The organism is Streptomyces sp. T39, assembly GCF_008042045.1.
In the GTDB taxonomy this organism is placed as follows: Bacteria; Actinomycetota; Actinomycetes; order Streptomycetales; family Streptomycetaceae; genus Streptomyces.
The window spans coordinates 1-25,122 of sequence record NZ_RDBP01000016.1 but is presented as its reverse complement, the minus strand read 5'-3'; the positions used below and the strand labels follow the sequence as shown (position 1 = coordinate 25,122).

The 25,122-nt window shown below is 73.8% G+C and carries 28 protein-coding genes; 19 read left to right on the top strand and 9 right to left on the bottom strand.

Features of this window, described 5'->3' with window-relative positions; translation table 11 throughout:
- Nucleotide 1 precedes the first annotated feature (1 nt).
- Nucleotides 2-865 carry a histone H1-like repetitive region-containing protein gene (locus tag EAO77_RS18755; protein WP_147989441.1) on the bottom strand — a complete coding sequence of 288 codons (864 nt, stop codon included), beginning with the start codon at nucleotides 863-865 and terminating at the stop codon, nucleotides 2-4.
- Between the two features lie 241 nt (nucleotides 866-1,106).
- On the opposite strand from EAO77_RS18755, the gene EAO77_RS18750 reads away from it, so the two are divergent.
- From EAO77_RS18750 to EAO77_RS18705, 10 genes are all read left to right on the top strand, one after another.
- Nucleotides 1,107-1,451 carry a gas vesicle protein gene (locus EAO77_RS18750; protein WP_147989440.1) on the top strand — a complete coding sequence of 115 codons (345 nt, stop codon included), beginning with the start codon at nucleotides 1,107-1,109 and terminating at the stop codon, nucleotides 1,449-1,451.
- Nucleotides 1,452-1,476: 25 nt separating this feature from the next.
- Nucleotides 1,477-1,965, top strand: a complete 489-nt coding sequence (gene gvpJ, locus EAO77_RS18745; protein ID WP_147989439.1) for a gas vesicle protein GvpJ — start codon at nucleotides 1,477-1,479, stop codon at nucleotides 1,963-1,965.
- Nucleotides 1,966-1,968: 3 nt separating this feature from the next.
- Nucleotides 1,969-2,682, top strand: a complete 714-nt coding sequence (locus EAO77_RS18740; RefSeq protein WP_147989438.1) for a GvpL/GvpF family gas vesicle protein — start codon at nucleotides 1,969-1,971, stop codon at nucleotides 2,680-2,682.
- A gap of 9 nt (nucleotides 2,683-2,691) precedes the next feature.
- The gene (locus EAO77_RS18735; protein ID WP_147989437.1) at nucleotides 2,692-2,943 is read left to right on the top strand and encodes a gas vesicle protein GvpG; all 252 of its coding nucleotides are present in this window, start codon (nucleotides 2,692-2,694) and stop codon (nucleotides 2,941-2,943) included.
- A 67-nt stretch (nucleotides 2,944-3,010) separates the two neighbouring features.
- Nucleotides 3,011-3,445, top strand: coding sequence for a gas vesicle protein (locus EAO77_RS18730; RefSeq protein ID WP_147989436.1), 435 nt, complete (start codon nucleotides 3,011-3,013; stop codon nucleotides 3,443-3,445).
- Nucleotides 3,438-4,262, top strand: coding sequence for a GvpL/GvpF family gas vesicle protein (locus tag EAO77_RS18725; RefSeq protein WP_147989435.1), 825 nt, complete (start codon nucleotides 3,438-3,440; stop codon nucleotides 4,260-4,262). Before EAO77_RS18730 ends, EAO77_RS18725 begins: the two co-directional genes overlap by 8 nt.
- A gap of 122 nt (nucleotides 4,263-4,384) precedes the next feature.
- A complete protein-coding gene (locus tag EAO77_RS18720) occupies nucleotides 4,385-4,657 on the top strand; it encodes a gas vesicle protein (RefSeq protein ID WP_147989517.1) in 273 nt (90 codons plus the stop codon).
- Nucleotides 4,647-5,066: a gas vesicle protein K gene (locus tag EAO77_RS18715; RefSeq protein ID WP_147989434.1), complete on the top strand. Its 420-nt coding sequence runs from the start codon at nucleotides 4,647-4,649 to the stop codon at nucleotides 5,064-5,066. Before EAO77_RS18720 ends, EAO77_RS18715 begins: the two co-directional genes overlap by 11 nt.
- A 77-nt stretch (nucleotides 5,067-5,143) precedes the next feature.
- A complete protein-coding gene (locus EAO77_RS18710; protein ID WP_261994018.1) occupies nucleotides 5,144-5,692 on the top strand; it encodes a hypothetical protein in 549 nt (182 codons plus the stop codon).
- A 165-nt stretch (nucleotides 5,693-5,857) separates the two neighbouring features.
- Nucleotides 5,858-6,052, top strand: a complete 195-nt coding sequence (locus EAO77_RS18705) for a DUF6381 family protein (RefSeq protein WP_147989433.1) — start codon at nucleotides 5,858-5,860, stop codon at nucleotides 6,050-6,052.
- A gap of 143 nt (nucleotides 6,053-6,195) precedes the next feature.
- Here EAO77_RS18705 and EAO77_RS18700 read toward each other — a convergent pair whose 3' ends face one another.
- The 3 genes from EAO77_RS18700 to EAO77_RS18690 form a co-directional block, all read right to left on the bottom strand.
- Complete coding sequence (locus EAO77_RS18700; protein WP_147989432.1) at nucleotides 6,196-7,158, bottom strand: LLM class F420-dependent oxidoreductase; 963 nt, start codon at nucleotides 7,156-7,158, stop codon at nucleotides 6,196-6,198.
- 46 nt (nucleotides 7,159-7,204) lie between these two features.
- The gene (locus EAO77_RS18695; protein WP_147989431.1) at nucleotides 7,205-8,236 is read right to left on the bottom strand and encodes an NAD-dependent epimerase/dehydratase family protein; all 1,032 of its coding nucleotides are present in this window, start codon (nucleotides 8,234-8,236) and stop codon (nucleotides 7,205-7,207) included.
- A 109-nt stretch (nucleotides 8,237-8,345) separates the two neighbouring features.
- A complete protein-coding gene (locus EAO77_RS18690) occupies nucleotides 8,346-9,845 on the bottom strand; it encodes an aminotransferase class I/II-fold pyridoxal phosphate-dependent enzyme (RefSeq protein WP_147989430.1) in 1,500 nt (499 codons plus the stop codon).
- 175 nt (nucleotides 9,846-10,020) lie between these two features.
- Here EAO77_RS18690 and EAO77_RS18685 point away from each other — a divergent pair, with 175 nt between their 5' ends.
- The 8 genes from EAO77_RS18685 (at nucleotide 10,021) to EAO77_RS18650 (ending at nucleotide 17,533) form a co-directional block, all read left to right on the top strand.
- Nucleotides 10,021-11,205 carry a zinc-dependent alcohol dehydrogenase gene (locus EAO77_RS18685; RefSeq protein WP_147989429.1) on the top strand — a complete coding sequence of 395 codons (1,185 nt, stop codon included), beginning with the start codon at nucleotides 10,021-10,023 and terminating at the stop codon, nucleotides 11,203-11,205.
- Between the two features lie 60 nt (nucleotides 11,206-11,265).
- Nucleotides 11,266-11,958, top strand: coding sequence for a HemK2/MTQ2 family protein methyltransferase (locus tag EAO77_RS18680; RefSeq protein ID WP_147989428.1), 693 nt, complete (start codon nucleotides 11,266-11,268; stop codon nucleotides 11,956-11,958).
- Entirely contained in the window at nucleotides 11,939-12,148 is a 210-nt protein-coding gene (locus tag EAO77_RS18675; RefSeq protein ID WP_147989427.1) for a CDGSH iron-sulfur domain-containing protein, read from the top strand. The genes EAO77_RS18680 and EAO77_RS18675 overlap by 20 nt, the downstream gene beginning before the upstream one ends.
- The gene (locus EAO77_RS18670) at nucleotides 12,145-13,185 is read left to right on the top strand and encodes an iron-containing redox enzyme family protein (protein WP_147989426.1); all 1,041 of its coding nucleotides are present in this window, start codon (nucleotides 12,145-12,147) and stop codon (nucleotides 13,183-13,185) included. The genes EAO77_RS18675 and EAO77_RS18670 overlap by 4 nt, the downstream gene beginning before the upstream one ends.
- A gap of 46 nt (nucleotides 13,186-13,231) precedes the next feature.
- Nucleotides 13,232-14,119: an SDR family oxidoreductase gene (locus EAO77_RS18665; protein WP_147989425.1), complete on the top strand. Its 888-nt coding sequence runs from the start codon at nucleotides 13,232-13,234 to the stop codon at nucleotides 14,117-14,119.
- Nucleotides 14,120-14,292: 173 nt separating this feature from the next.
- Entirely contained in the window at nucleotides 14,293-15,450 is a 1,158-nt protein-coding gene (locus EAO77_RS18660) for a mandelate racemase/muconate lactonizing enzyme family protein (protein WP_147989424.1), read from the top strand.
- Nucleotides 15,450-16,469 (top strand): zinc-dependent alcohol dehydrogenase, encoded by a 1,020-nt coding sequence (locus EAO77_RS18655; RefSeq protein ID WP_147989423.1) that lies wholly within the window; start codon nucleotides 15,450-15,452, stop codon nucleotides 16,467-16,469. Before EAO77_RS18660 ends, EAO77_RS18655 begins: the two co-directional genes overlap by 1 nt.
- 86 nt (nucleotides 16,470-16,555) lie before the next feature.
- Nucleotides 16,556-17,533: a hypothetical protein gene (locus EAO77_RS18650; protein ID WP_147989422.1), complete on the top strand. Its 978-nt coding sequence runs from the start codon at nucleotides 16,556-16,558 to the stop codon at nucleotides 17,531-17,533.
- A gap of 196 nt (nucleotides 17,534-17,729) precedes the next feature.
- Here EAO77_RS18650 and EAO77_RS18645 read toward each other — a convergent pair whose 3' ends face one another.
- The 3 genes from EAO77_RS18645 to EAO77_RS18635 all read right to left on the bottom strand — a co-directional run bounded on the left by EAO77_RS18645 (nucleotide 17,730) and on the right by EAO77_RS18635 (nucleotide 21,045).
- A complete protein-coding gene (locus tag EAO77_RS18645) occupies nucleotides 17,730-19,271 on the bottom strand; it encodes an alpha-N-arabinofuranosidase (RefSeq protein WP_147989421.1) in 1,542 nt (513 codons plus the stop codon).
- 149 nt (nucleotides 19,272-19,420) lie between these two features.
- Complete coding sequence (locus tag EAO77_RS18640) at nucleotides 19,421-20,275, bottom strand: SMP-30/gluconolactonase/LRE family protein (protein ID WP_147989420.1); 855 nt, start codon at nucleotides 20,273-20,275, stop codon at nucleotides 19,421-19,423.
- Nucleotides 20,272-21,045, bottom strand: coding sequence for an IclR family transcriptional regulator (locus EAO77_RS18635; protein WP_147989419.1), 774 nt, complete (start codon nucleotides 21,043-21,045; stop codon nucleotides 20,272-20,274). The genes EAO77_RS18640 and EAO77_RS18635 overlap by 4 nt, the downstream gene beginning before the upstream one ends.
- Nucleotides 21,046-21,281: 236 nt before the next feature.
- Between EAO77_RS18635 and EAO77_RS18630 the strand changes: the two genes are divergently transcribed.
- Complete coding sequence (locus tag EAO77_RS18630) at nucleotides 21,282-23,000, top strand: PP2C family protein-serine/threonine phosphatase (RefSeq protein ID WP_147989418.1); 1,719 nt, start codon at nucleotides 21,282-21,284, stop codon at nucleotides 22,998-23,000.
- A 15-nt stretch (nucleotides 23,001-23,015) separates the two neighbouring features.
- Here the strand turns inward: EAO77_RS18630 and EAO77_RS18625 are convergent, their stop codons facing one another.
- Nucleotides 23,016-24,032 (bottom strand): MASE1 domain-containing protein, encoded by a 1,017-nt coding sequence (locus EAO77_RS18625; protein ID WP_147989417.1) that lies wholly within the window; start codon nucleotides 24,030-24,032, stop codon nucleotides 23,016-23,018.
- 84 nt (nucleotides 24,033-24,116) lie between these two features.
- On the bottom strand, nucleotides 24,117-24,953 hold the full coding sequence (locus EAO77_RS18620) for a PP2C family protein-serine/threonine phosphatase (protein WP_147989416.1): 837 nt from the start codon (nucleotides 24,951-24,953) through the stop codon (nucleotides 24,117-24,119).
- Nucleotides 24,954-25,122: the final 169 nt, after the last annotated feature.

The following is a 25,122-nucleotide window of genomic DNA, read 5'->3' as shown; positions in this document are numbered from 1 at the left end:
CCTACCTCCGTCGCGTCGACGTCTTCTTGGCCGCGGACTTCTTCGCGGGTGCCTTCTTCGCTGCCGTCTTCCTGGCGGGAGCCTTCTTCGCCGGCTTGCCGGCCGTCGTCTTCTTGGCCGCCGCCTTCTTGGGCGGCGCCTTCTTCGCCGGGGCCTTCTTCGCCGCCGTCTTCTTCGCCGCCGTCTTCTTCGCAGGGGCCTTCTTCGCGGGGGTTCTTCCGGCTGCCGACTTCTTCGCCGGCGCCTTCCTCGCGGCGCCGCCCGCACTCGCCCTCCGGCCACCCTCCGGCTCGTCGGCCGCCCGTCGCGGACGTCGCCGCCCGGCAGCGGGCTCCTCCGGCTCCTCCGGCTCCTCCTCCTCTTCCGGCTCCTCCTCGTCCTCCTCGTCCTCTTCCGGCTCCTCCTCGTCCTCCTCGTCCTCTTCCGGCTCCTCCTCGTCGTCGTAGGCCTCGTCCTCGCCCTCTTCGCCCTGCTCCTCGTCGCCCGCCCCCCGGTCCTCGTCCGCGTCCTCGGCCGCCCGCTCGTCCTCGTCCTCGCCCTCTTCCTCGTCCTCCTCGCCGAGCTTCAGCGTGCGCTCGTGGAGCGAGTCGGCCAGACCTGCGAGGCGGCGGTCAGCGGTGGCCGTGAGCGCCTTGCGTCCGGCCTCGAACACTTCACCCTTCAACTGATCGTTCAATTCGGCGACCTGCGGTATGTCCTTGAGCCAGCGCACGCCCTGGGTGAGCAGTTGCTGGGGGTCGAGGCCGATGCGGCGTCCGGCGACGAACGTCGCCAAGGAGAAGGCGAGTTTGGCCTTCTTCGTCCGCCCGAGCACATAACCGCCCGCAACGGCGGCCGCGAGCGTGATCTTGGTCGTGTCGTCCATGGAAAGTTCCCTTCGGATGGCGGGGGACGGGCTTGCGCCGCGCACCCCTCGCGCCACGGCCCGTCGGAGCGGGACCGGCGCGCCTCACCGGATGCCCCAGGGCCTCGGGTAGGCCGATTTCAGCCGGTTTAACCCGACTGTCATGGAGCAAACTTCCCCGCGACGTACTGAACATCCCTCTATGATGTAATTGTCCGCTTGTGGGTGGAATGTTGCCCACGCTGCGACCGGAGAGGAGACCATGGCCTCCGAAGCAGGACACGAACGCCGCTCCGGCACCGGCCGCGCGCGGAGCGGATCCGGCAGATCACGGAGCGGGTCAGGCAAGGGAACGGCGGCCGGGGCCATGCGCTCGGCGGCGGTCCAACTGCAGGAACTCCTCGGCCGGCCACCGGAGTCGGTGTCGGCCCTGCGCCCCACCGACGACGGGTGGGAGGCGTACGTCGAGGTGCTGGAACTGGAGCGCATCCCCGAGACCACGAGCGTGATGGGCAGCTACCGCGTCACGCTGGACACGGACGGCGATTTGGTGAGCTACGAGAGAACCCGGCGCTACACACGTGGGCAGATCGACCGGCGCGACTGAGCGCACGGTTGCGAAGGGAGGCACCATGACCGTGGTGCCGCAAGGCAACAGCAGCGTTTCCCGCGGCGGTACGGGCAGTCTGTACGACGTCCTGGAACTGATCCTCGACCGCGGACTCGTCATCGACATCTTCATCCGGGTGTCCCTGGTCGGCATCGAGATCCTGAAGATCGACATCAGGATCGTCGTGGCCAGCGTCGACACCTATCTGCGGTTCGCGGAGGCGGTCAACCGGCTCGACCTGGAGGCCGGGAGCAGGCAGCCGGCCCAACTGACCGACATCGTCGGCGACACCCTGGAGAGCGGCGCCAAGGGCAAGTCCAAGGGCGCGCTGTCCGGAGCGGTGGAAGCCGTCACCGATTCCGTCAAGGGCGTCACCGGGCGTGACGACGACGCCGAGGACGACGGGGACGAGGACGAGGAGACCCGGGAGAAGGAGCCCGCCGAGCGGCGTCGCCGCCCGGCCAGGCGCACCTCGCGCCGGGAACGGGAGCCGTCCCGCGAGAAGGAATAGGACATGGCCGTCTACATCTACTCCGTCATCGGCAAGCAGCACCCCGCGCACCTCGACGACCTGCACGGGGTCGGTGATCCGCCCGCCGCGCTGCGCGTCGTGGCAGCCGGACCGCTGTGCGCGGTGGTCAGTGACGCCCCCGACGACCTGCGCGCCAAGCGCCGCGATCTCGGGGCCCATCAGCAGGTGCAGGACGCCCTGATGTCCGACGGCACGGTGCTGCCGCTGCGGTTCGGGCTGATGGCTCCGGACGACGAGGCCGTGCGTCTCGCGCTCGAGGAGCGGGCCGACGAGTACCTGGACCGCCTGCGCGCCCTGGAGGGGTGCGCGGAATACAACCTGAAGGCCGCGCAGGAGGAGGAGTCGCTGCTGCGGCAGATCCTCGAATCGTCGGGGGAGGCCCGCCGGCTCAACGAGGAGATCCGAGGCGGTTCCGCCGGCCCCGACGCCCCGGTGCGGCTCGGTGAGATGGTCGCGGCCGAGGTGCAGGCCCGTCAGGAGGCGCTGGCCTCCGGGGTGGTCGAGGCCCTGCGCCCGTTCGCACGGGACCACATGCAGACGGCACCACTGGGCGAGGACTTCCTCAACGTCTCCTTCCTCGTGCCCGCGGACAAGGAAGAGCTCTTCCTCGCCACGGAGTTGAGCGTGGCCAACCAGATGGGGGAGGACCTGGACTTCCGGCTCACCGGGCCTCTTCCGCCGTACAGCTTCGTCTGAGGGATCACCATGGGACTGTTCACCCAGCTCGTCACCCTGCCCCTGGCGCCCGTGCGGGGCGTCGTGTGGGTGTCCGAACGCGTTCTGGAGGCGGCGGAGGACCAGTACTACGACCCCGCGCCGATCCACCGGGCACTCGCCGGCCTGGAACAGCAGCTGCTCTCGGGTGAGATCGACGAGGCGACGTTCGACCGGCGCGAGGACGAACTGCTCGACCGGCTCGACGAGATCAGGGCGTTCAGGGCCGGCGAACGGACCTGACCGGCGCCGGCGGGAGGCCACACCCCCGACCACGCGGCGTACCTGCGCGGAAAGGCGAGGACACATCGTGAGCGACCAAACCCCCGGCGGACTCGGCTCGTATCCGACCAGGGCGGGCCCGTCGGCCGTGTCGCCGTACGCGCAGCAGGGCTCGTCCGCCAATCTCGCCGACATCCTCGAACGGGTCCTGGACAAGGGCATCGTCATCGCGGGTGACATCCGGATCAACCTGCTGGACATCGAGCTGCTGACCGTGAAACTCCGTCTCCTCGTCGCATCCGTCGACAAGGCGAAGGAGATGGGCATCGACTGGTGGGAGCACGATCCCTCGCTCTCCTCGCGGGCGAGGGACGAGGAGATGACGTCCGGGCACCGGGCCGGCCGGCAGTCCCTGGCGGAGGAGAACCGCCGGCTGCGGGCGGAGATCGAGGCGCTGCGCGGCGAGGCGGAGCTCCCCGCACGGGAGAGCCGCACCCGAGGCGAGCGGGACGCCGATGAGTGAACGGGTCGTCTACGCGTACGCCGTTCTCCGTGCCGCCGACGGGACCGAGGCGGTGGCGGACACGCTCAGGGGTGTCGCCGGTGCCCCCGTGCGTCTGGCGGCCGGCAGCCGGGAGCCCGCGGTGCTGCTCGCGGTGAGCGACGTCCCCGCCGACGACTTCCGGGAGGAGGCCCTGCGGCGGCGTCTGGAGGAGCTGGAGTGGCTGGAGACCGTCGCCCGCGCCCATCACGCGGTCGTCGAGGCCCTGACGGCGGTGACCACCGTGCTGCCGCTGCGGCTGGCCACCGTGTACGTGGACGACGGCAGCGCGCGCACGGCGCTGGACGAGGGGGCGCCCGCGTTCGCCGAACGTCTGGCGCTGCTGGCCGGGCACCGGGAGTGGGGAGTGAAGGTGTACGCGGACCCGGCGGCGGCCGCCCCTCCCCCGGCGCCCGTGGAGGACGGCCTCTCCCCCGGCCGCTCGTACCTGCGCCGGCGGCGCGAGCAGCGGAGCGGGCGGGAGGAGGTCTACCAGGACGCCAGGACGGCCGCCGGACGTGCGGAGGAGACCGCTCTGCGGTACGCGACGGGCCGGGCCCGCCACCGGGTGCAGCAGGGGTCGCTCGCCGGTGGCGCCGGCGAGAACGTGCTCAACGACGCCTATCTGGTGCCCGACGGCCGCGGCGAGGCGTTCCGTGCCGACGTGGAGAGTGCCGCGGAGGGGCTCACGGGCGTGCGGGTGGAGGTCACGGGGCCCTGGGCGCCGTACTCCTTCGCCGTGCCGCCCGAGGAGCGGGAACAGCAGGAGCGGGCGGCAGAGGGCGGGAGCGGACCGTGACCGGGCCGGAGGCCGGCGGCGGGGCGAGGCGGGCGGAGACCCGCGGGCCCCTCCCGGACCGGCCGGTCACGGCGTCCACCCCTCGGACGCCCTCCGCGCGCCGGTCACCTGCCCGGGAGCCGCTGCCCGAGCGCCGGGCGCCGGCACCTCCCCGGGAGCCGCTGCCGGAACGGCAGGTGGCGCTGATCGACCTCCTCGACCGGCTGCTCACCGGCGGGGTCGTGATCACCGGGGACGTGGTGCTGTCGATCGCGGACATCGATCTGGTGCGGGTGTCGCTGCGGGCCCTGATCGTCTCGATCGGGCCCGACACCCCCTCCCCGTGGCCCGCGTCCCGCCCGCCGGAGGACCGCAGCGACGAGGACCGCAGCGACGAGGACCGTGATGACGGCTGACCGGCCGGACGGCCGCCCCCCGCCGCGCTTCGACGAGGTCGCCGAGGCCGCCGCGCGTGCCTTCCGCCTGCTGCCCGCCATGGAGGGCGACCTGCCCGCGCCGGGCGACCGGGCCCGCACGCCGTCCCGCCGGATCGCCGCCGACCCCGACACCGTGGAGCGCGACCTCGTCCGGCTCGTCCTGACCCTGGTGGAACTGCTGCGCCAGCTCATGGAACGGCAGGCCCTGCACCGCGTGGACCAGGGCGACCTCACCGATGAGCAGGAGGAGCGCCTCGGGTCGACGCTGATGATCCTCCACGACCGGATGAGCGCGCTGTGCGCGGAGTACGGGCTGACCCTGGGCGATCTGAACCTCGACCTCGGTCCGCTCGGCCCGCTGCTGCCCCCGGACGACCCGCCGCGCTGACGACGGCTCCGCGCCCCGCCGGAGAACGCCGCGTCCCGTCTCGCCCGAACGGGCTCCGGGTACGCCATAATTCTCCGGTGAAAGACGATCAGGTGCTGCGTCCGGCCGGGCGGGAACACGTGCCCGGCAGTGCGCATCCGCTGCCGCCCCGGGCGGTCGCCTGGCCCCAGTGGCGCGAGGACCATCCGGTCAACTCACCCGCGGGCCATGCCTATGTGCTCGCCGCGCTGCGCATGACCGTGCCCACGGGCCGGAGTTGGCAGCAGCACCGGCTGGTCGAGAACGACGCGCTGCGCACCCGGCTGGCCCCGCTGTTCGGCGCGCTGCCCATGAGCCATTCGCTGCTCCAGGAACCGCACGGGGGCCAGCACTGCCGGCACAGCGCGGGCGAGCTGCGGATCTGGCACGACACCGACCCCGACCGCTGGCCGAACACCCTCTACCGGATGCTCGCCGAGGCGGACGGGCCGCGTTCGGGCCTCGGCGAGGTGACGGTGACGCTGCGCCTGACCGCGCGGGACGGGGAGACCAGCACGGCCGAGCGGGTCATAGCGGAGTGCAACGTCCGGTCGGACGGCCGGCTGCTGCTGACCCAGGTGCCCGAGCGGCTGCCCCCGGCGCGCTGACGGTCCGCGCCGCGGGGCGCGCAGGCCGCTCCAACTCCCCTGACCGGGCTGTCGATCAAGGGCTTCACCAGGCCGTATCGCGGTCGGTGACCGTTCGACATGCGCGGTGACCGGAGCCCTGTTTCTCTGATGTGGCCCGCTCACCCCCATCACAAAGGAGTGATCATGAGCGCTGCAGACGAGTTCCAGGCCCGTGCCCAGCAGGTCCGCCGCAAGGCCCAGGAGATGGAGCAGGCGGCCGAGCGCACGTCCGACCCGCAGGAGCGCAGGCGGCTCCAGGACAAGGCCCGCCAGCTGCGCGAGCAGACGGAGCAGCACGAGTCGCGTCGTCGCACCGAGGACCTCGACCCGATGATGTAGGGCCTCCCGCAGCACCGTACGGCCTCCGGTCGGCGGCGTCCCGCGCAACCCTTCCGTGCGCGCGGCACGCCGCCGGCCGGCTGTCGTTCACCCGTGACCCCCGCCGGGATCGGCGGGGGCCACGGGTGCGGTACGGAGTCCGGTCACAGGGACCGCAGTTGCGGCAGGAGCTTGGCGCCCGCCCACTCCAGGAAGTCGTGCTGGGTGTCGCCGCCGATCTGGACGAGCGCGACCTCGGTGAAGCCGGCGTCCGTGAACTGCCGTACGGCCTCCACGACGGCCTGCGGGTCGTCGCCGCAGGGGATCGACTCCGCCACGTCCTCCGGTCGTACGTACTGTGTCGCGGCGTCGAAGGAGTCGGGGTGCGGCAGTTCCGAGTTGACCTTCCAGCCCCCGCTGAACCAGCGGAACTGGTCGTGCGCCCGCTGCACCGCCCGGTCGCGGTCGGTGTCCCAGCAGATGGGGAGCTGCCCGACGCGCGGCTTGCCCCGGCCGCCCGCCCGGTCGAAGGCGTCCACCAGGGAGGACTTCGGCTCGGTCGCGACGAGGACGTCGGCGAGTTCGCCCGCAAGGCGGCAGGACCGGCCGCCGGAGGCGGCGACGCCGATGGGCGGGGCGACGTCGGGCACGTCCCACAGCCGGGCCGACTCCACGGTGAAGTGGCCGCCGCGCCTGCTGACGTGTTCGCCGCGGAAGAGCGCCCGGATGATCTCGACCGCCTCCCGCAGCATGTCGATCCGGACGTCGGCCGGCGGCCAGGCGCCGACGATGTGCTCGTTGAGGTTCTCCCCGGAGCCGAGGCCCAGCCGGAAGCGGCCCTCGGACAGCAGCTGCACGGTGGCCGCCTTCTGGGCGACGACCGCCGGGTGGTAACGCATCGTCGGGCAGGTCACGTACGTCATGAGCGGGATCTCGGTGGTCGCCTGCGCGGCGGCGCCGAGAACGCTCCAGGCGTACGGCGAGTGGCCCTGCGACCGCAGCCAGGGGAAGGCGTGGTCGGAGGTGACCGAGAAGTCGAAGCCGACGTCCTCGGCGTGGACCACGTGGTTCACCAGCTGCCGCGGGCCGGCCTGCTCGGTCATCATCGTGTATCCGATTTGCACCATAGGCGGCGAGTGCCCGGGCTCGGTCGCCCGAAACACGCGCCGCCTCTCAGACGGCCAGCGGTGCGGTGTCCATGCCGGCCCGGTCGCGCAGCCCGTCGAAGAACTGCTGCATCGCCTCCACGGCCGTCCAGCGCGGCTGCCAGTCGAGCTCCGCGCGCGCCCGTGAGCTGTCCAGCAGCGGCAGGCGCAGCACGGCGTCGAAGAGGTCGGGCGACGCGCCCACCATCCGCAGCCGCCACGCCGCGGATATCGCGGCCCGCACCGGCGGCGACGGCAGCCGCAGCGGCCTGGCGTGCAGCAGCCGCCCCAGTTCGGCCGCGTTCAGCGGCGGGTCGGCGGCCAGGTTGAACGCGCCGCGGACCGGCCGCAGCACGGCCTCGCGGTAGGCGTCCGCCGCGTCGTCGGTGTGCAGCGCCTGGAAGGCCAGCCCGGGCAGATCGGGCACCGCGGGCAGCAGACCCCGGCGCACCAGCTGGGGCGGGAGGAGCCTGTTGCCGAAGATGCGCAACTGCTCGGCGGCCGCCTCCCGCTTGAAGAGGAACCCCGGCCGCATCCGGACCACCCGGACGTCCCGGTGCGCCTGCTCGTAGGCGTCGAGGAGGCGTTCGAGGTAGGCCTTCTCCCGGCAGTAGGCCGCCTGGGGCCAGCCGTGCGTCGGCCAGCTCTCGTCCACCCTGCGGTTCTTGGGGCCGGGCGAGTACGCGCCGACGGAGGAGGCGTGGACCAGCGCCGGCACACCCGCGGCGGCGACCGCGTCGAAGACCCTGACGCTGCCCAGCACGTTGGTGCGCCAGGTGGTCGCCGGGTCATGGGTGGGCCGGAACTTCCAGGCCAGATGGACGACGGCGTCCGCGTCCGCGAAGTGCGGTACGAGGTCCTCGCCGCCCGGCTCGATGTCCACCGCCGCCCAGCGCACCCCCTCCGGACGCCAGCCCGGCACGCGGCGCGCGATGCCGAGCACCGAGGAGACCCGCGGGTGCGCCGCGAGGGCCTGCACCACGCTCGTGCCGGCGTTGCCGGTCGCGCCGACGACCACCACGCGCAGGCCGTCCGTCCTGTGGTTCGCACCGCCGCTCATGTCGGCCGCCTTTCCGTCGTGATCGCCGGGATGTCCGGGAGAGCCGAGGGGGACCGGCCCGGGACGGACCGGGTACCCGGGGGCGCGGGCACCATGCGCCGGGGGCCGCTCAGGCCGGGTCGCCGGCGCTGACGCGGATGGTGCGCAGCGCGCCGTCCGCCGTGTCGGGGATGTTCATTCCCGCGTCGACGCCGGAGCGCAGATAGCGCAGCACGGGCTCGGTGAGGACCTCGCCCGGCAGCACCGCCGGGATGCCCGGCGGGTACGGGGTGACCATCTCCGCGGCGACCCGGCCGGCCGCCTTCTCCAGGGGCACGTCCTCGGTGGCGGCGAAGAAGGCGTCGCGCGGCAGGCACGCCTGCTCCATGCGCAGTGCGGCGGGGTCGGGCACCTCCACGCGCGGCGGCGGCCGGAGGTCCTGCGCGTGGCGCACCAGGTCGCGCAGCGCGGTCAGCAGGATGCCGGTGGTGTCCTCGTCGTCGGCGTGGGTGAGCTGGGCGCTGATGCGCCGGTGGTCGAAGAGGTGCATGTCGATGCGGTGGTGCTCGCGCAGCCAGTCGGCGGCGTCGTAGCCGCTGATGTCGAGGTCCGCGATGTCCATCACCACGGGCAGCGGATCGAACTCGGCGGCCAGGCCGGGCCCGCAGAAGTCGGCCGCGTCGTGGACGTGCAGCCCCTCGATCGCCTCGATGTCCCGCCGCACCCGCGCGGCCAGGTCCAGCGTGCGGGAGAGGATCCGTTCGCCGTCCAGGGCCATCTGGCGCCGCCAGCCGTCGATTCCCGCGTACATCAGCACCGACGGGCTGGTCGTGCCGAGGAGGTCGGCGCGGGAGGCGAGGGCGTCCGGGTCGACGAGATCGCCCTGGAGGTGGAAGACCGAGCTCTGCTCCAGGCCGCTGCCCATCTTGTGGACGCTGGTGACGCAGACGTCCGCGCCCGCGTCCATCGCCCAGGCCGGCAGGTCGGGGTGGAAGGGCAGATGGGCGCCCCAGGCCTCGTCCACGACCAGCGGCTTGCCGCGCCGGTGGCACACCTCGGCGACGGCGGGGAGGTCGGCGGCCGATCCGTAGGGGGTGGGGCTGGTGACCAGGGCGCCGCGGGCGTCGGGGTGCTCGCGGAACGCCTTCTCGTAGGAGTCCGCGGTGGGCGGGTGCGCCAGGTGCCGTTCGGCGTCCCAGGCGGGCTCCACCCACACGGGCTCGATGCCGCAGAGGATCAGGCCGGACACCACCGACTTGTGGGCGTCGCGGCCCACGAGGAGCTTCTCGTGGGGGTGGGCCACGGTCAGCATGGCGGCCTTCACCGACAGCGAGCTGCCGCAGGTGGTGAAGAAGGTGTGCTCCGCGTGCACGGCCTCGGCCATCAGCCGTTCCGCGCGCTCCAGCACCCGGTTGCGCTGCCGCCGGTCGTCCAGCCCGCCGCTGGCGAGGACGTCGCCGTGGAAGACCGCGTCCCCCAGGATTTTGCGCACCTCCGGGTCCGCGCCGCGGGCCCGTTTGTGGCCGGGTGGCGTGAAGCCGATCTCGTCCGCCGCGGCGTAGGCCGCGAGGGCCTCGAGTACGGGTGCCTCGCGCTGGTCCAGTGCTTGTCGCCGTTGTCGCCGTTCCATACCCATGCCGTTACCCCGATCCCGGCGCTCCCCACGTCCCTTTCGTCACGGGCGGCGCCCCGGAGGCCGGACGGACCGGCGCGCTCATGAAAACCGGCATACCGGGTACTCGGCGCCGGGAGACGAAAGCGCCGGGCGGCGCCGCCGCCGAACGAGACCACAGCGGGAAGCGATCATGAAAGCTCTGACCTGGCACGGGAAGCGCGATGTACGCGTGGACACCGTCCCCGACCCCGCCATCGAGGACCCGACGGATGTGATCGTGAAGATCACCACCACGGGACTGTGCGGCTCGGACCTGCATCTGTACGAACTGCTCGGGGCCTACCTGGATCCCGGCGACATCCTCGGGCACGAGCCCATGGGCGTCGTCGAGGAGACCGGCCCCGAGGTCACGGCACTCGCACCGGGCGACCGGGTGGTGGTGCCGTTCAACGTGTCCTGCGGAACCTGCCACATGTGCGGTCACGGACTGCACTCGCAGTGCGAGACGACGCAGGTGACCGCCTACGGCAAGGGCGCCTCCCTGTTCGGCTACACCAAGATGTACGGGCAGGTGCCGGGCGGGCAGGCGGAGTACCTCCGCGTACCGTTCGGCGACCACCTGCCCGTCAAGGTCCCCCACGGCCCGCCGGACGACCGTTTCGTCTACCTCTCCGACGTGCTGCCCACGGCCTGGCAGGCCGTGGAGTACGCCGCGATCCCGCCCGGCGGCAGCGTCGCCGTGCTCGGACTCGGGCCGATCGGCGACATGTGCGCCCGGATCGCCATGCACCGGGGCGCGGGGCAGGTCATCGGCGTCGATCTGGTGCCGGAGCGGCTGGAGCGCGCCAAGGCGCGCGGGGTGCACGTCTTCGACCTGGAGAGCTACGGCGACAAGCTGGCCGACGCCATCCGTGACGTCACCGACGGACGCGGACCGGACGCGGTCATCGACGCCGTCGGCATGGAGGCGCACGGCAGCCCGGCGGCGAAGGGCGCCCAGCAGCTGACGACACTGCTGCCCGACGCGCTGGCCACCAGGATGATGGAACGGGCGGGGATCGACCCGCTGCCCGCCCTCCGCCTCGCCATCGACCTCGTCCGCAGGGGCGGGACGGTCTCGCTCTCCGGCGTCTACGGCGGCATGGCCGACCCGCTGCCGCTGCTCAAGATGTTCGACAAGCAGATCCAGCTGCGGATGGGGCAGGCGAACGTACGGCGCTGGATCGACGACCTGCTGCCGCTGGTCACCGACGGCGACCCCCTCGGAGTCGAGGACTTCGCGACCCACCGGCTGCCGCTCGGCGACGCGCCGGCGGCCTACGAGATGTTCCAGAAGAAGCGGGACGGCGCGGTGAAGGTGCTGTTCCAGCCCTGACCGGGGACACCCCGCCCCTCGCCCGTACCCCACCCCCCATCGCCCGAGAGGCAGGAGAGCATGACGGAGACCTCGTCGCGGACCGCCCGTCCGCCGGACCACCGGCCCGCGGACGGCTCGGAGGTCTATGCACCCCAGGCCGACACCCGACTGCTCGCCGAGGCGGTCCACCGGGCACCGCCCCGGCCGGGGTCGGACGTGCTCGACCTGTGCACCGGCAGCGGCGCGCTGGCCCTGGTCGCCGCGGCCTACGGTGCGCGGGTCACCGCGGTCGACCTGTCGGAGCAGGCCGTGGCGGCCGCCCGGCTCAACTCGGCCCGCGCGAGCCTGCCCGTACGGGTGGTGCGCGGGGACCTGTTCGAGCCGGTCGCCCGGTGCCGCTTCGACCTGATCCTGTGCAACCCGCCCTATGTGCCCGCGGATTCGCCGAGGCTGCCGACGTCCGGACGGAGTGTCGCCTGGGACGCGGGTCCCGACGGCCGGGCCGTCCTCGACCGCGTCTGCGCGGGCGCGCCGCGGCTGCTGAAGCCCGGCGGCGCGCTGCTGCTGGTGCACTCCGCGCTGTCCGGCACAGTGCCGACCCTCACCCATCTGAGACGGCAGGGCCTGAAGGCCGAGGTCGTCTGCCGCCGGCAGGTGCCGTTCGGCCCGGTGCTGCGCTCCAGAGCGGCCTGGCTGCAGAGCCGGGGCCTCATCGCCCCCGGCGAGACCATGGAAGGACTGGTGATCATCCGTGCCGAACGCCCCCGCTGACCCGACGCCGCCGCGGCGGATGGTGCTGACCGGCGAAGGCCCGCTGCTCGTCGACGGCCCCGTGGAACTCACCCTCGACGACGGCACGGTCGTCGCGTCGGACCGGTTCAAGGTGGCCGTCTGCACCTGCCGCCGCAGCCGCACCTATCCGTGGTGCGACACCAGCCACCGCCGCAGGAGCCGCTCATGACCAGCGCCCCGACGACATCCGCCGCCCCGGCCATCCGGAGCGCGCCGCTGCCGGACGGCCGCGGGGAGGTCTCGGCCGGCCTGCTCGGCGCGCTGCGCGGCCCGGTCGGCCGGGCCGTGCCCGGCCCGGCCCTCGCCGCGCGTGCCGACCCCCTCGGCGACGACCTGCAACTCGCCCTGTACCTCTGCTACGAACTGCACTACCGGGGCTTCACCGGCGTCGATCCGACCTGGGAGTGGGACCCGGAACTGCTGCGCCTGCGGGCCGCCCTGGAGCGCCGGTTCCTCGACGCCCTGCGGGAGGGGACCGCCGGGCACCCGGATCTGGACGCGGTGCTGGACGCCATCCTCGTCGAGCCCGTGTCGGGCACCGGCGTCTCGTACCATCTGCGCGACGAGGGCACCCTGGCGCAGATGCGCGAGTACGCGGCCCACCGGTCCCTGTACCACCTCAAGGAGGCCGACCCGCACGCGTGGGTGATCCCGCGGCTGCGCGGCAGGGCCAAGGCCGCGTTCGTCGCGGTCGAGTACGACGAGTTCGGCGGAGGGCGCGCCGAGCGGGTGCACGCCGAACTCTTCGCCGCGCTGATGCGGGACCTCGGGCTCGACGACTCCTACGGGCGCTACGCGGACGCCGCGTCGGCCGAGATGCTGGTCACCGTCAATCTGATGTCGCTCTTCGGGCTGCACCGGGCGCTGCGCGGCGCTCTCGTCGGCCATTTCGCCGCGGTGGAGACGACGTCGTCCCCGGGCTCCCGGCGGCTGGCCGGGGCGATGCGGCGTCTGGAGGCGGGGCCGGCTGCCGAGCACTTCTACGCCGAGCACGTCACCGCCGACGCCGTGCACGAGCAGGTGGTGCGCAGGGACGTGATCGGGGGGCTGCTGGAGGACGAGCCCGCCCTGGCCCGGGACATCGCCTTCGGAGTGGCGGCCACCGGATGGGTGGAGGACCGTTTCGGGGTACAGCTGATGTCCGCCTGGCAGGCCGGCCGCAGCAGCCTGCGCGTGCCCTTGGACCGGGCCCCCGCCGGCGCGTGATCCGGGCGGGCGCCCTCGGCCACGACGTTCGAGAAGGAGGAGAGACGTGACAGCGCACCAGGACGGGGACGACCCCGTCACCCGGCACCCCCGCCCCGACTTCGCCGACCAGGAGCAGTCCCCGCCGGGCTGGACGGGCCCGATGGACCCGCCGCCGGACCACGGCGAGGACACCTATGTGGGCCATGGGCTGCTGGCCGGCCGCGTCGCCGTCGTGACGGGCGGCGACTCCGGGATCGGGCGGGCCGTCTCGCTCGCGTTCGCCCGCGAGGGCGCCGATGTGGTCTTCACCCATCTGGCCGAGGAGAAGCAGGACGCGGCGGAGACCACCCGGCTCGTCGAGGAGGCCGGGCGGGAGGCGGTGGCCGTCGAGTGCGACATCCGGTTCGAGGAGAACTGCGACGCGCTGATCGAGGCCGCCGTCGACCGGTTCGGCAGGATCGACGTGCTCGTCAACAACGCCGCCTACCAGATGTCGCAGCCCGGCGGCATCGAGGACATCGGCACGGAGCAGTTCGACCGGGTGGTGCGGACCAACCTCTACGGCATGTTCTGGCTGTCCAAGAAGGCGCTCCCCCACGTCCCCCGGGGCGGCTGCATCATCAACACCACGTCGGTGCAGGCCTACAAGCCCAGCCCGCATCTGCTGGACTACGCGACGACGAAGGGCGCCATCGTCACCTTCACGCAGGGTCTGGCCCAGATGGTGGCCGAGCGGGGGGTGCGGGTGAACGCGGTGGCGCCGGGCCCGGTGTGGACGCCGCTCATCCCGGCGACCATGCCCGACACCACGGAGTTCGGCAAGCAGTCCCCGCTCGGGCGGCCCGCGCAGCCGGCGGAGATGGCGCCGGCGTACGTCTTCCTCGCCTCGCCCGCGGCGAGTTACATCACCGGGGAGATCGTCAACGCCACCGGGGGCACTCCGCTGCCCTGACGCCGCCCTCGCGCACACCGCGGCCCCGGGCGGGGGACCACCCCCGCCCGGGGCCGCGGTGTGCGCGCCGCCGTCCGCCCCGTGCGGGGCTGTTGACACCCCTCGGCGATCTCCTTACTGTCACGGCAGCATTTCGAACGTCAGTCGAAATATCGAACGAGGAGGGAAACGCCGTGCGCATCACGGGCATCAGCACGCATGTGATCGGAACGCCGTGGCGGAATCTGACCTATGTCCAGGTGCACACGGACGAGGGGCTCACGGGCATCGGGGAGACCCGGATGCTCGGGCGCACCGACGCGCTGATCGGCTATCTGCGCGAGGCGGAGGCCAACCACGTCGCCGGGTCCGACCCCTTCGCGATCGAGGACCTGGTGCGCCGGATGAAGTACGGCGACTACGGGCGGGCCGGCGAGATCGTCATGTCGGGCATCGCCTGTGTCGAGATGGCCTGCTGGGACATCAAGGGCAAGGCGCTCGGCGTGCCGGTCTGGCAGCTGCTCGGCGGCAGCGTCACCGACCGGGTGAAGGCGTACGCCAACGGCTGGTACACCACCGAACGCACCCCCGAGGCCTACCACGCGGCGGCGCGCGGCGTGATGGAGCGCGGCTACCGGGCCCTGAAGATCGACCCGTTCGGCACCGGCCACTACGAACTGTCGCACGAGCAGACGCTGTACGCCGTGTCCCTCATCGAGGCCGTCCGCGACGCGATCGGGCCGGACGCCGAACTCATGCTGGAGATGCACGGCCGCTTCTCCCCCTCGACGGCGGTGCGGCTCGCCCGTGAACTCGCCCCCTACCGGCCGGCGTGGCTGGAGGAGCCGGTGCCGCCGGAGAACCTGAAGGCGCTGAAGAAGGTCGCCGACAGGGTCGACCTGCCGGTGGCCACCGGCGAACGCATCCACGACCGGATCGAGTTCCGCGAGCTGTTCGAGTCCCAGGCCGCCGACATCCTCCAGCCGGACGTGGGCCACATCGGCGGCATCCTGGAGACCCGCAAGCTGGCGGCGACCGCCGAGACCCACTACATGCTGCTCGCCCCGCACAACGTGGGCGGCCCGGTGCTCACGGCCGCCTCGCTCCAGGTCGGCTTCTCCACCCCGAACTTCAAGATCCTCGAACACTTCAACGACTTCGCCGACGCCGAGATCAAGAAGGCGGTCAAGGGCGCCCCGGAGGTCGTCGACGGCCACTTCGAGCTGTCCCACGCCCCGGGACTCGGCGTCGAGTTCGACGCGGAGGCTGCGGCCGAGTTCCCGCAGCAGCAGGCCAGGTTCGACCTCTGGGCCGAGGGCTGGGAGAAGCGCGACCCCAGCGGCGGCCGGTGATGGGCACCGGCGCGCGGGCCGCGGTGCTGGACCGCCCCGGGGCCTTCCGGCTGGCGGAGCACACCCCCCGGCCGCCGGGGCCCGGCGAGGCCCAGGTCGGGATCGCGGCCGTCGGGGTCTGCGGCAGCGACCGCGAGGTGTACCGGGGCAGCCGGCCGGCCGGCTACGTCCGGTACCCGGTCACGCCCGGCCACGAGTGGTCGGGCACCGTCGTCGCGGTCGGCGAGGGCGTGCCGTCCGCGCTCGTGGGCCGCAAGGCGGTGGGCGAGGGGTTCCGCAACTGCCAGGTGTGCGAGCGCTGCCACGCCGGTGAGACGACCCTGTGCGAGGCCGGGTACGAGGAGACCGGCTTCACCCTGCCCGGCGCCATGGCGCCCACGCTCACCCTGCCCGCCCGGCTGCTGCACCCGCTCCCCGACGACGCCGATCTGACGGCGGCCGCGCTGCTGGAGCCCGCCGCCTGCGCCGCGGCCGCCGCCCTGCGGGCCGCGGTCCGGCCCGGTCAGCGGGCGGCCGTCGTCGGCACGGGCACCCTCGGGATGCTGGCGGCCCAACTGCTCGCGGCCTGCTCCCCGGCGGAACTGCTGATGGTGGGTCTGAGCCGGGAGAGGGCCGCGCTCGCCCGGACCTCGGGCGCCACCCGATTCCGCACGGCGGACGAACCGACCGGTGACGTCGGCGGCTACGACGTGGTCGTCGAGGCGGCGGGCGCGCCGACCGCGGCGCGCACGTCCGCCGCGCTGCTGCGGCGCGGCGGCCGCCTGGTGCTCACCGGGATCCCCGCGCCCGGCGCCCACGGGCTCGACCCCACCGATCTCGTGGTGCGGCAGCTGGAGGTGCGCACGGTGTTCGGCGCGACGCCCGCGGCATGGGCGCACGCCGTGCGCGCCTTCGCCTGCGGACTGCTGACGCCGCTGCCGCTGGTCACCCACGAGCTGCCGCTCGACGGCTTCGAGCAGGCGATCGCGCTGGTGGGATCCGGCGATCCCGGTGTCGGCAAGGTCCTGCTGCGCCCCTGACCCGGGGCGGCCCCCGCGGGGGCCGCCCCGCACCACACGTTCCGAACACGATCCGACATGTCGAACGACTGCCCGCGAGGAGCCCCATGTCCCCGTCCTCCACGCCCCGCCGCCCCGGCGAACCGGCACTCGCCGCGCTCGGCCTGGGCGGCCCGGACCCCGACCCCGCCGACGCCTCGCCGCACACGTTTCCCGACGGCGGCCGCTGGCGCGTCGAGATCCCCTCCGTCGAGGGACCCGAGGCGCTGACCGCCGTGCTCGCGGAGGCGTCCGCGCTCGACGTGCCGGTGCACCGCGTCAGCCAGGGCAGCGGTGTCTGGATGCTCACCGACGCCGAGATCGCGGAGATGGCGGCCGCCACGGCCGAACGCGGAGTCGAGCTCTGCCTGTTCACCGGTCCGCGCGGCACCTGGGACACCGGTGCGGCCACCCGGACGGACTCGGGCGGCGGCGGTCTGCGCGCCCGGGGCCACGACGCGCTCGCCGGCTGCGTGGAGGACGCGGTCCGGGCGACCTCCCTCGGCGTCGGCTGTCTGCTGGTCGCGGACGAGGGCGTCTTGTGGACACTGCACCGGGCGAGGACGCGGGGCATCATCCCGGCCGGCACCACGCTCAAGGTGTCCGCGCTGATCGGGCCGGTCAACCCGGCGGCGTACGCGGTGTTCGAGGGGCTCGGCGCGGACTCGCTCAACGTGCCCAGCGATCTGACGCTCCAGCATCTGACCGAGATCCGCCGGGTCAGCGCGGCGCCCATGGACATGTACGTGGAGGCCCCGGACGACCTCGGCGGGTACGTCCGGATGTACGAGGTGGCCGAGCTGATCCGGCGCGGCGCGCCGCTCTACCTCAAGTTCGGCCTGGCGAAGGCCCCGTCCGTCTACCCGTCGGGCCGGCATCTGCGCGAGACGGTGCTGAGCACCGCCACGGAGCGGGTGCGGCGCGGGCGGCTGGTGCTGGACCTGCTGGCGCGGCACGGCGCGGACGACGGCATGTCGCCGCTCGGCTCCCGTCTGCCGGGCGAGCTGCGCCGCTTCGCCGACACGGCGGGCCGGCCCCCCGGCTGACGGCTGACGGACGGCGGGCGGCGGGTTCGGACGGCTGACGGCCGCGGCCGGCGCGCGGCCGGCGGACGGCGCGCGGCCGGCGGACGGCGCGCGGCCGGCGGACGGCGCGCGGCCGGCGGGCCGGGTTGCCGGACCGACGGCCGGACGACGGGTGCCGGGACCGGGGAGAGCGGGTCCCGGCGTCCGTCGGCGTGCGTCAGGCGTTCCGGGCCAGTCGGATCACGTTCCACGACAGGGGTTCGAGGGTGACCTCCAGGGTTCCCGCCGCCAGCACGGCCCCCTCCCCCGCGTGCGGCGCGACGCGTCCGGGGTCGGCGAGGGTGTTGCGGGCGTCCGGGTCCGCGTCGGCCAGCACGCTGTGCTCCACGACCGTGCCGACGTCCAGTCCGCTCAGCGCGACCCGCAGCGGCAGCGGCCGCAGCCGGCTGCGGTTGACGGCGAAGACCGTGACGTCGCCGGTCTCCGGGTCCCGCACGGCGGTGGCGTGCAGCAGCGGCACCTCGCCGTAGCGGGCGGTCTCGTACGTGGGCGAGTCGACGCGCACGTCGAGGACCTCGCCCCGGCCGTGGCGCGACGCCTGGGCGAACGGGAAGAACGTCGTCTGCCGCCACGCGGGGCCGCCGGGCTCGGTCATGATCGGCGCGATCACGTTGACGAGCTGGGCGAGGCAGGCGACGGTCACCCGGTCGGCGTGCCGCAGCAGCGCGATCAGCAGGGAGCCCACGACCACCGCGTCGGTGACGCTGTAGCTGTCCTCCAGCAGCCTGGGCGCCTCGGGCCAGTCGAGAGGCGCGGCCTCGGACTCGGCCTGGAAGCGGGTCATGTACCAGACGTTCCACTCGTCGAAGGAGAGCTGGATCCGCTTCTTCGACTTCAGCCGGGCGCCCACGTGGTCGCAGGTGGCGACGACGTTCTCGATGAAGGACTCCATGTCGACGGCAGAGGCGAGGAACGAGTCGCGGTCGCCGTCGTGCTCCTCGTAGTAGGCGTGCAGGGAGACATGGTCGACGAGGTCGTACGTCTCCTCCAGCACCGTCGCCTCCCAGGCGGCGAAGGTGGGCATGGCCTGGCTGGAGCTGCCGCAGGCCACGAGCCGCAGGTCCGGGTCGATCTGGCGCATGGCGCGGGCCGTCTCCGCTGCCAGCCGGCCGTACTCCCGGGCCGTCTTGTGGCCGGTCTGCCAGGGGCCGTCCATCTCGTTGCCCAGACACCACAGGCGGATGCCGTACGGCTCCGGGTCGCCGTGCGCCGCCCGCAGGTCCGACCACGCGGTCCCCGAGGGGTGGTTGGCGTACTCCAGGAGCGCGACGGCCTCCGCGACACCCCGCGTGCCCAGGTTCACGGCCATCATCGGCTCGGCCTGCGGGCCGGCCTTGGCGACGAAGGAGACGAACTCGCTCAGCCCGAAGCGGTTGGTCTCGGTGGACCGCCACGCCGGGTCGAGGCGCCGGGGGCGCTCGTCGACGGGGCCGACCGAATCCTCCCAGCGGTAGGCGGAGACGAAGTTGCCGCCGGGGTAGCGGATCGCGGTCACGCCGAGTTCGCGGACCAGTTCGAGGACGTCGGTGCGCAGACCGTCCTCGTCGGCCGTGGGGTGGCCCGGCTCGTGGATGCCGGTGTAGACGCAGCGCCCCAGGTGCTCGACGAAGGAGCCGAAGAGCCGGGGGTCGACCCTGCCGACGGTGAACGCGCGGTCGAGTGTGAACCGGGCGGCGGGGAGCGCGGTGGCCTCGGGCATGCTGTCCTCTCGATCGTTCGATATATCGCACAGTGATCGCGATTCCGAACGGGACCGTATGCGCGGACGGGCCGGGCGTCAATGGGCCCCGGGGGGACGCCGAACGGCGTCCGGCCCCGAGGGCGGGGGCACCCGGCCCGCGCGGCGGATCAGCCGGCGAAGGCGGGCTGCTCCAGCCCCCGGCCCGCCCCGGGGATCACCAGCAGGGAGCCGGACAGCGGATGGGGCCCGCCGAGCCCGGTACGGGCCGAGGTGATGTAGAGATCGGTCAGGTCCGCGCCGCCGAAGGCGCACGCGGTGGGCCTGCGCACCGGCAGGGCGACGACCCGGTCCAGTCGTCCGTCGGGCGTGTACCGGCGGATCGCCCCGCCGTCCCAGAGCGCCACCCACACGCAGCCGTCCGCGTCCACGGCGAGGCCGTCGGGGTATCCGGCGCCGTCCTCGACGACCGCCAGCGGGCGGCGCGCCTCGTGGAAGGGGGCGCCGGAGGTCAGGTCGACGACGTCTATCCGCCGGGTCGGGGAGTCGATGTAGTACACACGGCGGCCGTCGGGGCTCCAGCCCGTGCCGTTGCTGACCGTCACGGACGGGAGCAGCGGTGTCGCGCCGCCCACCGCGTCGTACCGGGTGAGCGTCCCGGCTCCCGGGGCCTCGTCGTACCGCATCGTGCCGGCCCACAGGGATCCGTCCGGGGCGACCGCGGCGTCGTTGCCCCGCCGGCCGGGGACGGGCTCGTGGTGGAGCCAGCCGAAGGAGCCGTCGGGGCCGTAGAGCCCCACCCCGTCCCGCAGGTTGACCACCAGCCCGCCGCCGGCGCGGGGCTTGGCCGCGCCGACGTGCTGCCCGGTCGCCGTCACCGTGCGGCGCCCGCCGGCGGGTTCGAAGGTGTGGACGCGCGAGCGCAGGATGTCCACCCATATCAGCCGGCGCGCCGCCGCGTCCCAGGTCGGCCCCTCGCCGAGGGCCGCGTCGTCGCGGACCGCCACCTCGACCGCGGTCGTCACGCCGGCCCCCGGAAGCCCAGGCGCCCGGACAGTTCGGCCGCGCCCTTGGCCGCCAGCTCGGCCAGCTCCGCACGGCGCCCCTCGCTCCAGCGGATCATCGGCACGGAGACGGACAGCGCGGCGACGACCCGTCCCGCCCGGTCGCGCACGGGCGCCGCGACACAGCTGACGTCGGCGTTGGACTCCATGCTCTCCAGCGCGGTCCTGGCAGCCCTGATGCCGGCGAGCTCGGCCCGCAGGCGGGCCGGGTCGGTGATGCTGTTGGGCGTCATGCCCGCGAGTTCGCCGTCCTGCGGGATCCGGGCGTCGAGCTCGGCGTCCGGCAGGGAGGCCAGCAGCATCTTGCCCACGGCCGTGCAGTGCGCCGGCAGGCTGCGCCCGGCGGCGGACACCATGCGCACGGCATGGGTGGAGTCGACCTTGGCGATGTAGAGGACGTCCGGGCCGTCGAGGACGGCGACATGGACCGTCTCGCCGCAGGTGTCGGCGACCGTGCGGGCGACCTCCTGCCCCTCCCTGGCGAGATCGAGCTGCTCCGCGTAGCGGCTGCCGAGCTGGTAGGTGCGCACACCGAGGCGGTAGCGGCCCTGGCGCCCCTCCACCGGGACGATGTAGGAACGTGCCGCGAGGGTGGTCAGCAGCTCGTGGACGGTGGTGCGGGGCAGCTGCAGTCTGCGGACGATGTCGGGCGCGCTCAGGGTGCCGTCGCCGTCCAGGAAGAGTTCGAGGATGTCGAAGGCCCGGGTCACGGCGGGGACGAGACGTCCCATGGTGTTCCCCCTTGTTTCCGCTTGTTCGGTATTTCAACAGGTGGTCGACAGGGCGAACAGTGTAGCGGCGCACCGGCCGCCCCGGGAGATCTTCACGGGCACGGGCGCCCCGCGCCGCGCTGGTCCGTACGGCCGCACAGGCCCGCACGCCGCGAGGGCCCGCGCCTACGATCGACGCACCTGCGATCACGATCCGGCCGGAGCAGCCGGCCCCCGGCCGGGGTGAGGGAAACCGCATGATGCTGCCCCAGTCACCGGACATCGCCTCGCTCAAGGCCCTCGTACGGCGCGAGATCGAGACGCTGCGCGCCGAGGTGGGCCGGCGCGCCGCCGCGGCCCCGGCCGTGCGGGACGCCGACCGGGCCGTCGCCGTGGACACCGCGCAGGAGTGCGCCTGCGGCCTGGGCACCGGCCCCTCCCACAGCTGCTCGGACGGCGGCGAGGACCACGACCCGTGGGCCTGCCTGTGCGCCACGCTGCCTGCCGTGCCGGTCTCCGCCGCGCTGCTCTCCCCGGTGCGCGGCGACGACGGGGAGATCACCGACTTCCTCATCAGGGCGGGCAACCACGTGCGCTCGGTCGAGTGGCTCCCCTCCCCCGACCAGCTGGTCGGCCGGCTGTTCACCGACGCCCGGCCGGGCGTCGCGGCCGGCGGCCTGATCGGCGCCCTGCGCGAGGTGGTGGAGACGGGGCGCGCCCTCACCGGGCGGGTCGTCGACTACACCGAGGAGCGTCAGGGGGAGCTGCGGCGGGTGCAGCTGGTGCACTACGCGGCCTCCTGCGACGGACAGGTCCTGACGACCTGGCACGCCGTGCGCAGCCAGGCGGAGATGCTCACCATCGACGCCCAGCACCTGGCCTCGATGGGGTGGGGCCGCTGGGACCTGCTCTCGGGGGCAGTGACCTGGTCCGAGGGCATGCAGCGGATCTTCCGCAGCGATCCGGCCCTGCCGTGGACGCTGCTGGAGATGTGCGACGCGCTGGTCCCCGCCGACTCCGGACCGTTCGGCGAGTTCCTCGCGTCCGTCCTGGCCGGCGAGGAACCGGCCTGGACCCGGGTGCGGTTCACCGTGCTGGGCGAGGAGCGCACCGTCGACCTGCTGGGCCGGCCGGTCACGGACACCGACGGACGGTCCTGGGCGATCCAGATCGTGGCGCACGACCTCACCCCGCAGATGCGCAGCCGCCGCCGGGTGGTGGAGAAGCAGGGCGAGGCCGACCAGCTGCGGCAGCAGGCCGCGGCGGAACGGCACGTGGCCGGCGCCCTGCGCGAGGCGCTGCTGCCGTCGTACTCCGAGGGGCTCGCCGATCTGGGGCTGACCGCGGCGGCCGCCTATCTGCCGGCCGAGCAGGACGCGGCGGTCGGCGGCGACTGGTTCAAGTGCCGGCCGCTGGCCAACGGACAGGCGCTGATCGCGATCGGGGACGCGAGCGGCCACGGACTGGACGCCGTGGCCCGGATGGCCCAGCAGCGGTACGCGGTGGCCGGCCTCGCGCAGACCGGGGCCGGCGCCGGAGCGGTCACCACCTGGCTCAACGAGCTGGTGGCGGGCGACTGGGCGGTCGACACGGCGACGGTGGCGATCTGCTTCTACGGACGGGACCGCGTGCTGCGCTGGTCCAGCGCCGGTCACCCCGCTCCCCTGCTGCTGCGGGGCGAGCGCGCGTTCCCCCTGCCGACCGGGCACCGGGGGCCGCTGCTGGGGGCACTGCCCGGGCATCCCTACGAGACCGCCGAGTTCCCGATGCTGCCGGGCGACGTGCTGCTGCTGTACACCGACGGCGTGGTCGAGCGGCGCGGCCAGGACATCGAGGTGGGCATCGACCAGCTGACGGCCTCGCTGGCCGAGTGCCGGGGCGTCCCGCCGCGGGACGTCGTCGACCGGCTGGCCGAGGAGTACGTGCGCTCCGCCCACGACGACGACGCCTGTCTGCTGGCCGTTCGCTTCGACTGAGCCGGATCGGGCACCTCAGGCGCGGCGCAGGGGTTCCTCGCCCTCGGACGACGGCCCGCCGGGCAGCGGCCACAGGTGCGCCGTCTCCCCGGGGGCGAGCTGGTCGACCACGCCGGCCAGCGCCACGCAGGCCTCCTCGATCCTGCGGCGTACCGCCAGCTGCTCGGTGACGAGGGCTCCCAGCAGCAGACCCGTGAGCGCGCAGGCGCCGTTGAGCGCCTGGAGGAGAGCCATGGTCTCCAGCATCGAGCGGTCCTCGAACGGCCCCTGCCCGGACGTGGCGGCGGTGACCGCGAGGACCGAGATCAGCAGGGTGCAGGGCGCGGAGCCCGCCAGCTGGTAGCGCAGCGCGGCCCAGATCAGCACGGGGAAGACCAGGAAGAGGAGGGAGGACTCGGTGCGGGTGGCGGCCCAGGCCACCGCGAAGGCCACCACGGCGAGCACCACCGCCTCGGTCCAGAAGAACTCCCGTTTCACCTCCGGCCGGACCGTGCTGCGCAGCACCAGCAGCATCGGCGTGACCACGAGGACGCCCATGGCGTCCCCGGCCCACCAGGCGGCCCAGATGGTCCAGAAGTCGTGCGCCGCCAGCGAGCCGCTCACGACGAGCGTGCCCGCCCCCGCCGTCGCGCTGATCGTCATCCCGGCGAGCGCGCCGAGGAACACGAGGGCGACCCCGTCCCTGAGCCGGTCCAGAGCCGGCCGGAAGCCGGCGATCCGCAGCATCAGGTACGCCGAGACGGGCGCGAGGGTGTTCCCGGCGAGGATGGCCAGGGCCTCGACGCTCACCGTGCCGATCGTCGCGATGGTGGCCAGCGCCCCGATCAGGATGCCCGGCCACACCGAGATGCCCCTCCACAGCAGAGCGGTCAGCGCGATGCCGGTGGGCGGCCAGAGCGGGGTGACGACGGAGCCGTCGACGATCACCCGCTCGGTGAAGCCGATCCGGCCGCCCAGCCAGTAGGCGCCCGCGACGACGAGGATGCGCAGCGCCGCTGCGGCCGGACGTCTCAGTTGCTCGCTGCCGATCACGCATGTCATCACACAACGCCGTGGGCCCCCCGTCGCCGTGACACGCGCTGCGGCGCCGATCCCGGGACCGTCCGGGCCTCCGGCTCACTCCCCGGCGGCCCCGGCGGCGGCGCCCATGAGCACCAGGACCGCGGCGTCGTCCGTGTGGTCGGTGCGCGCCGCGACGCCCATCACCCCGGCCGCGAGCTCGCCCGCCGACGCGCGCTCCCCCACCGCCCGGCCGACCAGCTCCGCCACTGCGGCGAGGCCCGCCTCGATCGGGTAGGCGGGCCCCTCGACGACCCCGTCGGTCACCAGGACGAGGGCGGCGCCCTCGGTGAGGCGGCGGCGGACCACGGGATAGGTCTCGCCGGCCATGATCCCCAGCGGCACCCCGGTCTCGTCCTCGGCGATCCCGCACCCCTCGCCGGACGCCCAGACGGCCGGCACATGGCCGGCCCGGGCGCTCTCCACCACTCCGGTCACCGGGTCGAACCGCAGGAAGCTGCAGGTGGCGAAGAGGCCTTGGTCGACGGAGAGCAGCAGGTCGTTGGCGCGGCCCAGGATCTCGCCGGGGTCCGCCGTCGCGGTCGCGACGGCGCGCAGACCGATGCGGATCTGCCCCATCACGGCGGCCGCCTCGACGTCGTGCCCCTGCACGTCGCCGATGGAGAGCCCGAGCGAACCGTCCGGGAGCAGGAAGCCGTCGTACCAGTCGCCGCCGATGTCGAGACCGTTGCGGGCGGGGGCGTAGCGGGCGGCCACGCGCAGGCCCGGCACCGCGGGCAGGTCGGAGGGGAGCATGGACCGCTGGAGTGCCTCGGCGAGCTCGACACGGGCCTTCTGGCTCTCGGCGCTCTTGCGTGCCCGGTCCGTCAGCCTGTCGAGGGCGGTGAGCAGGTCGTCGGCGGAGGCCGACCGCGGATGACGTCGCCAGGTCATGGGCCTCTCCGCGCCACCTTGACCTCCTCCTGGCCCCGTCCCCTGATCCGCCCGCTCGGCCGGCCCGGCAGGGCTCCACAGCCCGCCCTCAGTGTATTTCCGCCCACTCCGTTCCGCCGCGCGGGCGGAAGGGGCGCCTGGGGGCGCCGGGGGCGGACGCACCACGGCG

Coding starts and splice junctions, on each gene's coding strand:
- EAO77_RS18705 (WP_147989433.1), top strand. CDS start 5,858: ATGAGCGCTGCAGACGAGTTCCAGGCCCGTGCCCAGCAGGTCCGCCGC.
- EAO77_RS18695 (WP_147989431.1), bottom strand. CDS start 8,236: ATGAGCGGCGGTGCGAACCACAGGACGGACGGCCTGCGCGTGGTGGTC.
- EAO77_RS18715 (WP_147989434.1), top strand. CDS start 4,647: ATGACGGCTGACCGGCCGGACGGCCGCCCCCCGCCGCGCTTCGACGAG.
- gvpJ (WP_147989439.1), top strand. CDS start 1,477: ATGACCGTGGTGCCGCAAGGCAACAGCAGCGTTTCCCGCGGCGGTACG.
- EAO77_RS18725 (WP_147989435.1), top strand. CDS start 3,438: ATGAGTGAACGGGTCGTCTACGCGTACGCCGTTCTCCGTGCCGCCGAC.
- EAO77_RS18700 (WP_147989432.1), bottom strand. CDS start 7,158: ATGGTGCAAATCGGATACACGATGATGACCGAGCAGGCCGGCCCGCGG.
- EAO77_RS18635 (WP_147989419.1), bottom strand. CDS start 21,045: ATGGGACGTCTCGTCCCCGCCGTGACCCGGGCCTTCGACATCCTCGAA.
- EAO77_RS18655 (WP_147989423.1), top strand. CDS start 15,450: ATGGGCACCGGCGCGCGGGCCGCGGTGCTGGACCGCCCCGGGGCCTTC.
- EAO77_RS18735 (WP_147989437.1), top strand. CDS start 2,692: ATGGGACTGTTCACCCAGCTCGTCACCCTGCCCCTGGCGCCCGTGCGG.
- EAO77_RS18750 (WP_147989440.1), top strand. CDS start 1,107: ATGGCCTCCGAAGCAGGACACGAACGCCGCTCCGGCACCGGCCGCGCG.
- EAO77_RS18620 (WP_147989416.1), bottom strand. CDS start 24,953: ATGACCTGGCGACGTCATCCGCGGTCGGCCTCCGCCGACGACCTGCTC.
- EAO77_RS18755 (WP_147989441.1), bottom strand. CDS start 865: ATGGACGACACGACCAAGATCACGCTCGCGGCCGCCGTTGCGGGCGGT.
- EAO77_RS18680 (WP_147989428.1), top strand. CDS start 11,266: ATGACGGAGACCTCGTCGCGGACCGCCCGTCCGCCGGACCACCGGCCC.
- EAO77_RS18630 (WP_147989418.1), top strand. CDS start 21,282: ATGATGCTGCCCCAGTCACCGGACATCGCCTCGCTCAAGGCCCTCGTA.
- EAO77_RS18645 (WP_147989421.1), bottom strand. CDS start 19,271: ATGCCCGAGGCCACCGCGCTCCCCGCCGCCCGGTTCACACTCGACCGC.
- EAO77_RS18685 (WP_147989429.1), top strand. CDS start 10,021: ATGAAAGCTCTGACCTGGCACGGGAAGCGCGATGTACGCGTGGACACC.
- EAO77_RS18690 (WP_147989430.1), bottom strand. CDS start 9,845: ATGGAACGGCGACAACGGCGACAAGCACTGGACCAGCGCGAGGCACCC.
- EAO77_RS18650 (WP_147989422.1), top strand. CDS start 16,556: ATGTCCCCGTCCTCCACGCCCCGCCGCCCCGGCGAACCGGCACTCGCC.
- EAO77_RS18670 (WP_147989426.1), top strand. CDS start 12,145: ATGACCAGCGCCCCGACGACATCCGCCGCCCCGGCCATCCGGAGCGCG.
- EAO77_RS18740 (WP_147989438.1), top strand. CDS start 1,969: ATGGCCGTCTACATCTACTCCGTCATCGGCAAGCAGCACCCCGCGCAC.